The organism is Saliphagus sp. GCM10025317, from assembly GCF_042663665.1.
In the GTDB taxonomy this organism is placed as follows: domain Archaea; phylum Halobacteriota; class Halobacteria; order Halobacteriales; family Natrialbaceae; genus Natronosalvus.
In genome coordinates, this window is record NZ_JBHTAQ010000007.1 from 1,203,732 (window position 1) to 1,215,935 (window position 12,204).

Sequence of the window (12,204 nt, forward strand, 5' to 3'; positions counted from 1 at the left end):
TTCAACAGTTGATGGGAATCGGCTGCTGAATATAGAGGGTGCATTCACCGGAGGTTCCCGTTATTCAATATACGTTCCAGAGGAAACAGCCGATGAGTAGAAGCCCGAGTCTACCACTAGGCGTTGCATTGCCACTGAGCATGCGCATCACGGGCTTGCTGTTCGTGATTTTTGTGCCAGTCGGGGACGGTATCGAGTGCCCAGTACTGTAGGTCCTCACCTTCACGTGAGATTTCAAGCGTCCCACCAGTGGCCGTACAGAGATAAACGTGAATCACTAGACAGTGAGGCCCGAATTCTCCCGGCTTTCGCGTAAAGACTCCCGCAAGGGAGTCTACTTCGACACTAAGGCCTGTTTCCTCCCTCGTTTCTCGGACAGCGGTCTCGTGGGGTGCTTCGTTCGGCTCTGTGTACCCGCCCGGAAGACACCACGTCCCATCGTCGGCGCGCTTTTGCAAGAGTACGTGGCCAGTCTCATTGAAGACCGCCGCGTCGGCACTGAGTTTTGGCGTAACTCGCCCTACCTCCTCAGCGAACCGAGAGCGAACCTCCTCTGGAGGGAGATTCACAGATTGTCCATAGAACTCACTAACGCGTGTCAGAATCTGCTCGTAGCGTTCTTCATCGTAGGGGTCGTCTGTGTACTCCAACCCGACCTGTGCGAGGATACGAAGTTCGTCCAGAAACGCATAGAAGTCAGATTCCATACCCTGCGCTTCGATAGCCAGCGTGAAAATCCCCAATGAAGTCTTACTCCTAAGCGACACGAAGGGGTCTCGCTGACCCACCCGGTAGATTCACACTCTATCCGTACCACCGAGCGGGGAACGTCGCGTGACCGACTTGCGCACTGTATTCAGCAGGGACTGAACGCTTTATTCAGGTTCTGTCAGAAAATATCTGCTGAATACAGAGGATGAGTGCAGCACGGTGGCGCTATTTATTTCACCAAATCTGGGAAGAACCAACCGATACACACAGCTGCGTACTGATCAAAAGCACTCGACGAGAGCACCATCTTCGACCGGATCGGGCATCTCCTCATCACTCACACTGTACTTGGTTCCTGCACGGACAATGCCTGTCTCGTCAACGCCGTACGCGGCAGCTCCAGCACCATCACCGGCAGCGGGGTACTTCCCATCCGTGATAGTGCCCGTACCGTTAAAAAATCGGATATAAATGATGGTAATGCCATCTTCTGTCTTTTCTATCCGTGTCTCGTCCTCCTCAACACGGAGTCCAGCATGCGTTAACTCATCCCGGTATTTTTCCACCATCGAGTTGTGGAAATACGTACCCTCATACCTATAGACGTATGATACGAGCGTGTCCTGATCGAATGAGTCCGGTGGATCCGGGTATGGTTCAACGCCATCGCTGTGAATCGTGCGTTCTTCACCACTTATTACGGGTGTGAATGTCGTACAGACATCTCCAGGTGGCTCTGGGCGCCGAGCACTCGAACAATCATAGCGACCTGCAATAGATGTTGGATCTGGATTCTTCGGACCTTTGTCAATATCGTTATTCCATTCATCCTTTTGCATGCAGTCCGGGACATCATCTTCACTGTTACCAGAGTTATCTCCTAGCCACGAATTGCCAGTTTCAAGACAGCCACCAACCCCGAGAAAAGCACTCGTGCTGATTCCCGTTAAGAGCTTCCGGCGGTTCATTATTTGATTTCTAGTTAGTATATTTATATATCTTTGCCTCCAGCAGAATCGGGATTTCTCACCCTCAAGACCTTCCTTCCCGATACTGAGCGATACACGATTCCCCCGGACTGAGCGATCACCCCTTACGCAAATCGAGCAAGATTGCGTGCCACATTCGCGCTGTGTATTCAGCACAGCTACTCGAAGTTATCAAGATTCGATGATTTCAACAAAGCCACTTTGCCGAATTTTGCACCTCACTGAGAATGCTGACCGGGTTCACCGTCAAGATTCTCTCGTCATTTTCCACCTTTCTGAAAACATGATACCGAAAGTACTTATTGAATAACCTTAATATCAGACGTAAGCATGAGTCTCCAGCAGAGAGAGGCCTTCTCATACGAAGGGCAGCTTGTTTTCAATGGCCTCCATCGAACTACAATCCTCGACCCGAGTTTTGATTTTGACCATGTTATTGAGGAGGAACTGACCGACTTTACGAAAGGCTCAATTACGCCCCGGACGTGGCTATCGAACGCTCCCGTTCGCGGACCAGCTCGCGACTGAATCAGTAGTCGACCGACAGATCGAATCCCTACTGGGTGACGTGCACGCATCTCGATATCTCGAGGAGGCGGCGACGCGTGGACCGTGAATTAGTCATACCTCCGAGAATCACTCGAACGTATTAACTTTTCAGAATTTCAAGTAGTAACGTCACTACCAGGAATGGTGGTTTGCGGGAGTGACAGAGAACAGCCACTACGATACCACAGGGTCTTGCGACCAGCCTCGCACTGTCCTCCCTCGAGGTGGTACCCACTCCTTTTGCAACAATACTGCGGTATTGGTTGTCGCCGAACGAGCTACCTCCTCCAGAAGAAGTCGGTTTGAGTTACCTCGGGCGTTCTCGAGGTCGCCTGTGTTGGTCCAGCTTCTCCCGTTTGGTTCGCTGATCGTAGTGATTCTCGACCTAGAGGGCGTCCCGGATCTCCTCGAGCACGACGACTGTCCGGTAGAGAAGGTGGGTTGCGATCAACCCGAGTCCCATCCAGAACAACACGACAAAGACACCAGGGTCATACATCGGATCACTCACGATATAGGTGATGAACAGGAAGAGGACGACTGCAACGATCAGCCCTTCTTTGTATCCTGGTTCTTGAAGTGACATGTCGGTCAGTTCTTGTTTGATTGTGATTATGTTTTCGATATTTCCACGTCGATTCGAGCGGTAACCACTGTGCACGACAGCGGGGAGTGACCGATCGAAGAGCGAGCGAGGAAGCCCGGTCGCGACGTGCTTCGGTGTACCGTCCCTGACTGTGGATGGGAAACAGTGGCCGCCGTCCTGGTGGGCCGAGGTGTTCGGAACCCGTCACTGAACTCGAGGGACCTTCGACTCGCGGAATCGACGAGCGCCAGTTGGCGAACGAGGTGTTCTACGCTCGAGCGGTGCGTTACTGGCTCGAGCACGTTATCGAGTAGGTCTATTCCATCCTCCCAGCACGATTCGTCGGGAACCACGTTCTGTATATCTCGACACAAGAGTTATTACTTTCTCACATATCGTGTCAGAGTGAAACGACGAACTGCAGCCGCCATCGTTGGACTGCTGGTGGTTATCTGTCTGGTACTTCTTCTATCGGTGGCGTATCCGTTCAGTACGTCAGAACCACATGCGGTAAAAGACGAGCAGTTCACTGCTGGCGAAGGCGACGAGTACCACGTTTCTGGCGCGATAACCATCGACGGAGATGAGTATGTGGTATTAGAGGAGGCCGTCGTCGAAGACGGTGCACGATATCAGTCTCTCACCGTGGAGAATGTGCAAAGTGTTTTATATCAGGCTGGACCTTGCGAAGCGGTCTATACGCGAAGTGAATATCCTGACGAGCTCGACGTCGATCAAATCCTCGAGAGAATCGAAGAGCGTGAGGGCCAACACATTCTTCGCGTCGACCGCGACGGAGAGGGCGTCGTTTTCGTCACTCGGGAGGAGAACACTGACGATTGCGAAATCACTGTCAAAATGACTGCTCCGGTTGTCATGGATAACCTTCGAAGCACCAACTATGAACGTGTGCAGGAATCACCTGAGGAATATATCTACGAACCCCGGAATGGATGGTCCGACGGTGGATACCGAATCACGGACTCGAGTGGACAGGTACACGTCGATCCAGATTCGTACACCGTCACCGCTGCCGACGTCTCGTACACCGTCACTCCCGAAGCGGAAACCTACGTAGAGTATCTCCATACGAGCTGGACTACCGATGAATCGTTTACGAGGGGAATCTCGTACGACTATACGTCGAATAATGTCTCTCTCGAGACGCCACAGTGGGTCGAAGAGATACAGGATGCGGACTAACGTCTCGACAACTCTGCCACTCTCGAGCGAGTTCACTACCGATCACAGCCAGGTAACCTATTCACGTCATCACTGCTGAACTTCTGCCGATTACGTCATCACTCGAGCAACGACCGAGTACGTGTTCGTGATCGAGAAGTTTCTGGCACGCATCCTCGAGGGCGAGATCGGCGAGGACACCGCCGAAAACGCCGAGAATCGGATGGTCGGCCCACCAACAACCTCTGCGGCGGTATCGCTACACTGTCGGTACTGGGGGCTCGAGCGGGTGTGAAGATGGGCCAACTCGGCCGATATGATTACGACGCTCGAGGATAACTATCTATCAGCGCGGGGAGGGGGTTTGTCGTTGCCAACGTCGCCCTCACTGCGGACCAGCTACCACATCATTGTTAGCCCCGCGCTGCTTCTTTAGCCGAGTAGACCGCTTCTGGATCGACTGAGCTCGTCTCGTTCCTCGACGAGGCCCACCATCACCACCTGCGACGAGTCCAGCCCACCGCAGGCGACCGGAAAGAAACCTGGCATCTCGCCCCCGTGGAGGACCCTCGACGCTCGAGTACGTTCACGGTCGCGCTGCACCGATTCGATGCGGACGCCAGCGTGGTCGACGCGCCCGCCTGATCCGGAACCGAGTCACAGCCGTTCGAGGGTGGTGTACTCTGTTCGTAGTCGAGAGCGTGGGCGAGCGCGAGTGTGTGTCGCAGCGAACGGGCAACACTCAGTTGGTGACGGGCTCGACTTCGGTGACGTTCTCGAACTCGAATCGAGCGCCGCCGGATTCGCTGTCGGTCACCGAACACTCCCAGTCGTAGGCGTCGACCAGCTCCTGGACGAACGTGAGCCCGAGGCCCATCCCACCGTGGTCGCCGGCCGTCGTGTACCCCGTCTTGAAGATTTCCTCGCGCTCGCTCTCGGTGATGCCGACCCCGTCGTCGGCGACGTAAAACCCGGTCGGAAGATTACCGACCGTAATCGTGACGTCGCTACCGCCGTGCTCGATGGCGTTTTCGAAGAGGTTGCGAAAGAGGTGCTGGACGTACGTCTCGTCGATTACCGCCGTCCGGTCGGTCTCGATGTCGATGGTCGCCTCGCCGCCATCGACCTCGTCCCACGCCTCGTGGGCGACCGCCGCGAGTTCCATGGGCGTGCGCTCGGCGTGGACGCTTCGGCCCTGGGTGAGCACGAGCATGATCTCGATGATGTCCTCGATGCGGTCGAAGGCCTCGGTGACGTAGGCGTGGGCCTCCGGATTCTCGTCCGCCGAAAGCTCGCGGCTGTAGATCTGCCCGATCGAGACGGGATTGCGGAGTTCGTGTGCGACCATCCCCGCGAAACTCTCGAGGCGCTCGTTCTGTTTCTCGAGTTGTCGCTTCCGGCGGTTTCGTTCGGTGACGTCACGGACGACGCCGGCGAGGTCCTGGTCGGCGTTCTCGCCCGGAAGCGGTGAAATCGTCCACTCGACGTCGACTATCTCTCCGGAGGCAGTCTCGAGCGCCATCTCGTAGGAGAGTCGGTCGTCCGATTCGTCCTCGACGTCCCGCTTCGCCCGTTCCATCAGGACCTCCGGGTCCACGTCCGAGTCCTCTATGAGCATCGAGGAGTGCGACCCAACGAGTTCGTCGCGGGAGTACCCGACCATCTTGGCGTAGGTGTCGTTGACCAGCAGGAAGTACCCGTCGTCGTCGACGACGAAGATACCATCGTTGACGGTTTCGACGATCGTCTTGTAGCGCTCGAGTTCCTGGCTGTAGCGTTCGGCTTCGCGTCGGCGTTCCCGCGCGTCCAGCGTTCGGGTCTTCGCCCGTCCATCGTGGTATCCCATCCCGAGACCGGCGGTCGCGGCGAGCGAGGTGAGGATGAGGAGGTTCGCGACGACGTCGCTGAGGCCCGAAACGACGTGGACGAACAGCAAGATTGCGAGCATCGCCCCGATCGCGCGAAGACACCATTTGGCCACGCTTCCGTACGCGTCGGGCCTGATGTCGGTGTTCGGCAGCTGGTACCCACCGTAGAGAAGCGTCAACCCGGCCAACCCTGACAGGATCGAGATGATGGTCACGTCGTCGAGCGTTCGTAACTCGAAAGCGTACGCCAGCGGAAATCCGGCGGCCACCACTGCGTAGAATCCGCCGAGATACAGGATCGTCCGCCGGCCGCCGACCCTGGAGATCAGTTTGGAAACGATTCGCATTACGTAGAGGGCTACACTGAGTCCTATTGATAGTTCGTGTTTTTGTGCACTGGAGGAGAGTGAATCAGACGGAAACCCTGGATAGAGCGTGACAGCGGGGTCGCTACTAGAGAGGGTGGTACCAATGGGGGTAGACGAGGAGAAGGGGAGAGAGGAGCGGATGGCGACAACTGCGAACGGAGAACGAGAAGAACGGACTCGACCGGGCGAACACACAAACGCAGGAACCAAATCGCTGGCTTTCCCACTCGAGGGTATGACTGCGTCCTACGACGACATCGCCACCGTTCTGCAGGGGTACATCGACCAGAACCACGAGTTCCTCTCGTGGCTGGGAACGACGGTCGAGGACGTCTCCGAGGGGCGGATGTGCATGGCCATCCCCTACGACGAGAAGCTGACGAATACGCGCCCGTCGCGGGCCGACGGAAGCGACCGCCGCCCGGACATTCACGGCGGCGTCGCCGCGACGCTCGTCGACACCGTCGGCGGCCTCGTCTTTCACACTACCTTCGAGAAGCCACTCGAGGCGGGTTCAGCGACCATCAATCTCAACGTGAATTACCTCCGGCCGGCGACGGGCGACCTCGAGGCGACCGCGACAATCGTCAGAGCGGGAAGCAGCGTCGGCGTGAGCGAAGTGACCGTCGAGAGCACGACGCCGGACGGAGAGACGCGAGAAGTCGCGACCGGCCAGGGATCCTATCGGCTCTTTCGGCCGGAGTAACTCCCTTCCTGTGGCTGTGATCAGTGATCAGTGGTAAGGATTCGCGGTTCGCCCCCGCGAATCAGGAGTGCCGGTTCGCGATTCACGAGTGTTGGCTCACGAGCCACGAGTCACGACCCACGACCACCACTGGACCGCTACTCGCTCGAGGGCTGCATCGACCACGAGGCTGACGAGAGCCACTGTGCGTCGTCTTCGGTTCGAACCAGAACGTCCGCGAGGCGAACGCGTCCGGCGTCCGCCCCCACCGCCGCATCGACACAGATCGTGGTCCCGACGGCGATTGACTCACCGCTGCCGATCGGTCGCTCTCGAGGCTCGAGTCCGATCCCCGACACCTGGACGTCGATTGCGTCCGACTCGCCGAACCCGAACGCGCGAATCTCCGCCTCGAGGTCGGCCTCGAGGGCGGAGACCGTGTGCTCGCCGGCGCTGGCCATCGTCCGGACCGACCGGAAGGCGTGGGTGAGCGCGACGTGTGCTCGCCGTTCGGCCCCGCCGTCCGGGTCGACGACGAGGGTTCGAACGAGACGGCCGTGGTAGCCCGACGGCGTCCGAACCAGGGTGTCTATCTCGATCGGTCGGTCGGCCGCTAGCCGATCCTCACCCGTTACGGTCGTCGATACCGGTCGGCATCTGGCGTCGAGAACGGCCCGGTCGACGGCGCTGGAGATGTCGGCTGGTGTGAAGGGGTTAGCCTCACTCTCGCCCTTCCCTTCTCCTTCGACCCCATCCTCGCCTTCACCCTCGACCTCGACTTCGGCCCTGGCCTCGAGCGAGCGCGTTCTGGTTTCCGTCTCCGTTTCCGATCGCACGTCGGCGCGTTTCAGGTCGGAATCATTATCCCCATCCACGACTGTCGCCGCCGCCAGCATCGACCTCGCTCGCTCGAGGCCGTCGCCAGCGGCGGTCTGGGCGCGCTCGAGCGCCGCCAGTTCGACGTCGTCTTTGGTCGCTCGCAGTGTCGACAGGACGTCGCTCGAGGCGAGGGTGAACCCGGCCCGTTCGAGGTAGCAGGCGGCATCGTGTGGGATCGTGGCTGGTGTCAGGACGCGTTCGCCACTCTCGCCGTCTCCGTGTGTCTCCGAAATCGCCTTCGCCACGGCTTCCGTGGGGTGGGTCGCTCCGTTCGCTCGCTGTTTCTGGGTCGCCGTCTCGAGGTACCAGCGCTCGTGTTCGCGGTCGACGGCGAACGCGACGGCGACCGTCGTTCCGGCAGCAATCGGTGCGTTCGCTGTTAGCGTCGAGTCGGCAGGCTTCGCCCTCCCGTTCGCATCGGCGTTCGAGTTCGCGTTCGCGTTCGCGTCCGCTTCTCGAGCGCCGTCACCGTCGGCAAGTAGACTGTATCGGATCAAAGGGTCGCGAACCGGCCCGCAGTGAACGAACGCCCTCGCCGATCGGTCCTCGAGGCGCGTTCGAATCGTCTCTCGAACCCGCGTTCGCATCGTCTCGCCGGTCGCCGTCGGGTGTGACGCCCGCTCGGTCACGGCGCTTCGACTTCGGCTTCGTCGGCGTCGACGCCGGTATCGGCATCGGCGTCGACGTCACCCTCGCCCTCGCCCTCGAGTCGCTCCGCCTCGGGTAGCTGGGCCTGCTCGACGAGTTCCTCGAGGTCGGCCCCAGTCTGGCGATTGTTGAGCAGGACGTCGATCGAGAGCGTCGGTGCGCCGTCGACGAGGTTCTCGAGGAGGACGAGGCGTTCCCGGGCGCGGGACATGCCGACGTAGAAGACGCGGCGCTCGTTGTCCGTCAGGACGGGCACGGGCGAACTGGTCTTGGTGAACTCCTCGACGCCGGGGACGTCCTCGGGGTCGTCGACCGTGGCGACCATCTGCTCGACCACTTTCTCGGTGAGGTCGGTGCCGACGAAGACGTGATCGGCCTCGCGCCCCTTCGCGGAGTGGATCGTACCGACGCGAACCTGATCGGTGGCCATCCCCTCGTAGGTGCCGATGGCGAAGTAGGCCTTGATCGACTTCTTCTGGAAGTTCGTCACCTTCCGGACCATGTCCGAGGCCGAGGCCGGACCGGGGAGGAACGGCGCGTAGTCTTTGATCACGTCGACCGGGATCATGAGTTCCTCGAGGTCGTCGATGCCCGACTCTTCCTGACGCTCGTCGATTTCGTCGAAGAGGGCGTCGCGCTCGTTGGTGCCGAACGCCGAGTCCATGAGCATGTCGGCGAGACGGCGGGCCTGGAGACCGGTGACGTCTTCGTCAGCGTCGATCGCCTCGATGGCGCGGACGTACTGGGTGAGTCGATCGGTCCACATTCGTTGGTCGGTCAGCGCGGTGAAGGGGATCCCCTCGGTGATGAACTCGTCGATGAACTGGAACATCTGGTAGCGCGCCCGGAAGAGCAGCATGATCGTCCCGTCGTCTTCGACCAGCGTCTGGCGGACCATCCGAACCAGGTCGAGCATCGACCGGTTCTGGTAGGCCTCGACGAGGCCGCCCTCCTTGCGCGGGTTGAGGTCCTTGTCCTGGCGAACCTCGATGTGGCGAATCTCCTGGTTGACTGCGTTGAGGACGTTCGACGGCAGTCGGTAGGAGTTCGGGAGGATGATGTCCTCGTCGACCTCCTCGTCGAGCAAGAGCGCGGGGTCGGCCCCCTGCCAGGAGTAGACGACCTGGTCGTCGTCGCCGGCGATCAGGACGCGCTCGACGTGGGGTTTCCACTCCTCGTAGACGTCGTACTGGAGGGTCGTGATGTCCTGGAACTCGTCGATGATCAGGTAGTCGACGTTCGGGATGAGCGAGCGCTGTTTGACCCGCTCGAGCATGTCCGCGAAGCCGATTTTCCCCTCCTGTCCCTTGTAGTTGCGCCAGGCGCGGATCGCCTCGGGGACGTCGATCCGGTCGTCGTCGGAGGGCCACGTCGGCGTGTACTTGTTCCCCTCCTGGGCGTTCGGGTCGATTTCGGGCGGGAGTCGAACTTCCTCGACGTCCCACTGGAAGGGTACGTCGTACCAGTCGGCGACGTCCCGGCGGGTGCGCTGGAGCCACTGACTCGTCGCGATGATCTTGTTCCCGATGGTCGTCGACCGCGCGGTACGTCGTCCTGCGCCGCTGTACTCGTCCTCGTACTCGAGGCCGTAGTCCTCGCAGAACTCCTCTTTGTCCTTCTCGCCGATGACGTCGCCGCGAGAGAGGTCGAGCAGGTTGTACGCCTTGGCGTGCATCGTACAGACGTTGCCCTGGAGGGCGCGTGGGCTCTCGTCGAGGCGCTCGGCCAGCCGTTCTCGAATTTCCTGGGCGGCCGCTCGCGTGTAGGAGACGACGAGGATGTCACGAAATGTCACGTCGTCTGCCTCGAGGATCTCTTCGACGTGATCGAGGAGTGCCGTCGTCTTCCCGCTGCCGGGGCCGCCGAACAGCCGAGTGACGTGTGCCCCCGCCTCAGCATCCGCGTCCGTCTCCGTTGTAGCCATTGTACCATATCAGGGACGCAACTCCTATAAGTCACGTGGGTTTCATCCGACGAACGGGCGAATAATTGACGAGTCAGGGAACCACGGTACGTTCGCTTTCTCGTCGAACTCGAGACTACAGATTCTCGGTGCGGTTCGCCGCCAGGATCCTCCGGGAAATTCCGGTAGTTGTTCCGGGGGAGGGAGTAGAGAGGGCGATTCCGGGGACGATCTCGGAAACGTAATTCAATTATTCCGGGGCGACCGTGCCCGACGAATCTCCGCACCGTCGCGTATCTTGTCCGTACACTCCGGACAGACGCGCGGGTTGTCGACGTTCCGAGGGGTAAACACTCTCGCATAGGCGTCCGTCACGAACGCACCGCAGTTCTGGCATTTCGGCATTGATGATCCCTCGTCTCTCCGTCAGCGACACGCCGTAATAATTCTATCGACTACGAATATATGAAATTATGAGGGTGAGGTGGGAATAGCGAGAGGTTGGGGCGTTGCGCCGCCGCAGCACCGCGACGTGTATCGCGGGTATCGTCCCTGCGCCACTGTTCGTCCGGTCGCGGTACGCACACCAGGCGGTGGCAGTCGCTATGGTCGATTCGAAAGCGGCGAAAAAGCGATGCGAACCTGTCCCTGGCTACGATCGCGGATCCCACCCACAGACGGTACAGGTCGTCGCGGACGTATCGTGGAGGCCGCCGCAGTCCGGACACTGTTTCTTGTTGTAGTCACGTTTCCAGCCTGTTCGCTCAGTAGAGTGGCCGTTGTCGGCGAGGAACTGGTCGAAAACGTCGTCTCCGGCACCGTTGGGTGATGATGCCATAGTCATGCTACAACACACCACACACGCACATAAAGCATCGGGTAGTGACAGTCATTATCAGTCACACTCGAGTGACGACGCGTGCGGGCCCCGCGGACTTTTCTCGCTCCCGTTCGAAGTGGGGAGCATGAGCGACCTTCGCCTCGATCCCACCCAGCTAGATCGTTACTCGAGACACGTCATTATGGACGAAGTCGGCCCCGAAGGCCAGCAACGGCTGCTCGAGGGGTCGGTCCTGGTCGTCGGGGCGGGTGGCCTCGGATCGCCAGCGATCCAGTACCTCGCCGCGGCGGGCGTCGGCCGGCTCGGCATCGTCGACGACGACGTCGTCGAGCGGTCGAATCTCCAGCGCCAGATTATCCACGGCGACGACGACGTGGGCCGGCCGAAGGTGGACAGCGCGGCCGACTACGTCGCGCAGCTCAACCCAGACGTCACCGTCGAGAAACACGAGCAGCGCCTCACCCAGACGAACGTCGCGGATCTGGTCGCCGACTACGACGTCGTCCTCGACGCCAGCGACAACTTCGCGACCCGGTACCTCCTCAACGACCACTGCGTCCTGACGGGGACGCCGCTCTCTCACGGCGCAATTTACCGGTTCGAGGGGCAGATCACGACGTTCGACAACCGGAACCGCGAGGCAGAGTCGGAATCGACGCCGCCGTGTTACCGCTGTCTCTTCCCGGAAGCCCCCGAACCCGGTACGGTTCCCGACTGCGCGACGACCGGCGTGCTCGGCGTCCTTCCCGGAACCGTCGGCTGCATACAGGCGACCGAGGTCGTGAAACTCCTCCTCGAGACAGGCGAGACGCTCGAGGGTCGGCTCATGCTGTACGATGCGATGGGAATGACCTTCGAAACCGTCGAAATCAGGCACAACCCGGACTGTCCAGTCTGTGGCGAAGAGCCCGTTATCGAGTCGGTTCGTGACGCGAGCTACGAAGAAACCTGCTCGCTACCGGCCGAGTAACCGCCACCGACGCGGCGCCTACACT

Annotated in this window: 12 protein-coding genes; 4 read left to right on the forward strand and 8 right to left on the reverse strand. The window is 59.8% G+C overall.

Going from position 1 to position 12,204, the window contains the following annotated elements; genetic code table 11:
* Positions 1-116 precede the first annotated feature (116 nt).
* The 3 genes from ACFQS4_RS20575 to ACFQS4_RS20585 all read right to left on the reverse strand — a co-directional run bounded on the left by ACFQS4_RS20575 (position 117) and on the right by ACFQS4_RS20585 (position 2,835).
* Positions 117-707: an NUDIX hydrolase N-terminal domain-containing protein gene (locus ACFQS4_RS20575; protein WP_500196118.1), complete on the reverse strand. Its 591-nt coding sequence runs from the start codon at positions 705-707 to the stop codon at positions 117-119.
* 285 nt (positions 708-992) lie between these two features.
* Entirely contained in the window at positions 993-1,679 is a 687-nt protein-coding gene (locus tag ACFQS4_RS20580) for a hypothetical protein (RefSeq protein WP_500196121.1), read from the reverse strand.
* 955 nt (positions 1,680-2,634) lie between these two features.
* Positions 2,635-2,835, reverse strand: coding sequence for a hypothetical protein (locus tag ACFQS4_RS20585; protein WP_500196123.1), 201 nt, complete (start codon positions 2,833-2,835; stop codon positions 2,635-2,637).
* Between the two features lie 405 nt (positions 2,836-3,240).
* Here ACFQS4_RS20585 and ACFQS4_RS20590 point away from each other — a divergent pair, with 405 nt between their 5' ends.
* Together ACFQS4_RS20590 and ACFQS4_RS20595 are read left to right on the forward strand one after the other, a co-directional pair.
* Positions 3,241-4,038, forward strand: coding sequence for a hypothetical protein (locus ACFQS4_RS20590; RefSeq protein ID WP_500196125.1), 798 nt, complete (start codon positions 3,241-3,243; stop codon positions 4,036-4,038).
* Positions 4,039-4,165: 127 nt separating this feature from the next.
* Positions 4,166-4,312 (forward strand): hypothetical protein, encoded by a 147-nt coding sequence (locus ACFQS4_RS20595; protein WP_500196128.1) that lies wholly within the window; start codon positions 4,166-4,168, stop codon positions 4,310-4,312.
* Positions 4,313-4,759: 447 nt separating this feature from the next.
* Here the strand turns inward: ACFQS4_RS20595 and ACFQS4_RS20600 are convergent, their stop codons facing one another.
* Complete coding sequence (locus tag ACFQS4_RS20600; protein ID WP_500196131.1) at positions 4,760-6,232, reverse strand: PAS domain S-box protein; 1,473 nt, start codon at positions 6,230-6,232, stop codon at positions 4,760-4,762.
* A 256-nt stretch (positions 6,233-6,488) separates the two neighbouring features.
* Between ACFQS4_RS20600 and ACFQS4_RS20605 the strand changes: the two genes are divergently transcribed.
* The gene (locus tag ACFQS4_RS20605; protein ID WP_500196689.1) at positions 6,489-6,959 is read left to right on the forward strand and encodes a PaaI family thioesterase; all 471 of its coding nucleotides are present in this window, start codon (positions 6,489-6,491) and stop codon (positions 6,957-6,959) included.
* Positions 6,960-7,096: 137 nt separating this feature from the next.
* Here the strand turns inward: ACFQS4_RS20605 and ACFQS4_RS20610 are convergent, their stop codons facing one another.
* From ACFQS4_RS20610 to ACFQS4_RS20625, 4 genes are all read right to left on the reverse strand, one after another.
* A complete protein-coding gene (locus tag ACFQS4_RS20610) occupies positions 7,097-8,446 on the reverse strand; it encodes a M24 family metallopeptidase (RefSeq protein WP_500196134.1) in 1,350 nt (449 codons plus the stop codon).
* Positions 8,443-10,389, reverse strand: a complete 1,947-nt coding sequence (locus ACFQS4_RS20615) for a UvrD-helicase domain-containing protein (RefSeq protein ID WP_500196137.1) — start codon at positions 10,387-10,389, stop codon at positions 8,443-8,445. The genes ACFQS4_RS20610 and ACFQS4_RS20615 overlap by 4 nt, the downstream gene beginning before the upstream one ends.
* Positions 10,390-10,614: 225 nt before the next feature.
* Positions 10,615-10,773 (reverse strand): DUF7563 family protein, encoded by a 159-nt coding sequence (locus ACFQS4_RS20620; protein WP_425499167.1) that lies wholly within the window; start codon positions 10,771-10,773, stop codon positions 10,615-10,617.
* A gap of 247 nt (positions 10,774-11,020) precedes the next feature.
* Positions 11,021-11,206, reverse strand: a complete 186-nt coding sequence (locus tag ACFQS4_RS20625) for an HVO_0416 family zinc finger protein (protein WP_500196141.1) — start codon at positions 11,204-11,206, stop codon at positions 11,021-11,023.
* Between the two features lie 127 nt (positions 11,207-11,333).
* On the opposite strand from ACFQS4_RS20625, the gene ubaA reads away from it, so the two are divergent.
* Positions 11,334-12,179: an SAMP-activating enzyme E1 gene (gene ubaA / locus ACFQS4_RS20630; protein ID WP_500196144.1), complete on the forward strand. Its 846-nt coding sequence runs from the start codon at positions 11,334-11,336 to the stop codon at positions 12,177-12,179.
* Positions 12,180-12,204: the final 25 nt, after the last annotated feature.

Coding starts and splice junctions, on each gene's coding strand:
- ACFQS4_RS20575 (WP_500196118.1), bottom strand. CDS start 707: ATGGAATCTGACTTCTATGCGTTTCTGGACGAACTTCGTATCCTCGCA.
- ACFQS4_RS20580 (WP_500196121.1), bottom strand. CDS start 1,679: ATGAACCGCCGGAAGCTCTTAACGGGAATCAGCACGAGTGCTTTTCTC.
- ACFQS4_RS20585 (WP_500196123.1), bottom strand. CDS start 2,835: ATGTCACTTCAAGAACCAGGATACAAAGAAGGGCTGATCGTTGCAGTC.
- ACFQS4_RS20600 (WP_500196131.1), bottom strand. CDS start 6,232: ATGCGAATCGTTTCCAAACTGATCTCCAGGGTCGGCGGCCGGCGGACG.
- ACFQS4_RS20605 (WP_500196689.1), top strand. CDS start 6,489: ATGACTGCGTCCTACGACGACATCGCCACCGTTCTGCAGGGGTACATC.
- ACFQS4_RS20615 (WP_500196137.1), bottom strand. CDS start 10,389: ATGGCTACAACGGAGACGGACGCGGATGCTGAGGCGGGGGCACACGTC.
- ACFQS4_RS20620 (WP_425499167.1), bottom strand. CDS start 10,773: ATGCCGAAATGCCAGAACTGCGGTGCGTTCGTGACGGACGCCTATGCG.
- ACFQS4_RS20625 (WP_500196141.1), bottom strand. CDS start 11,206: ATGGCATCATCACCCAACGGTGCCGGAGACGACGTTTTCGACCAGTTC.
- ubaA (WP_500196144.1), top strand. CDS start 11,334: ATGAGCGACCTTCGCCTCGATCCCACCCAGCTAGATCGTTACTCGAGA.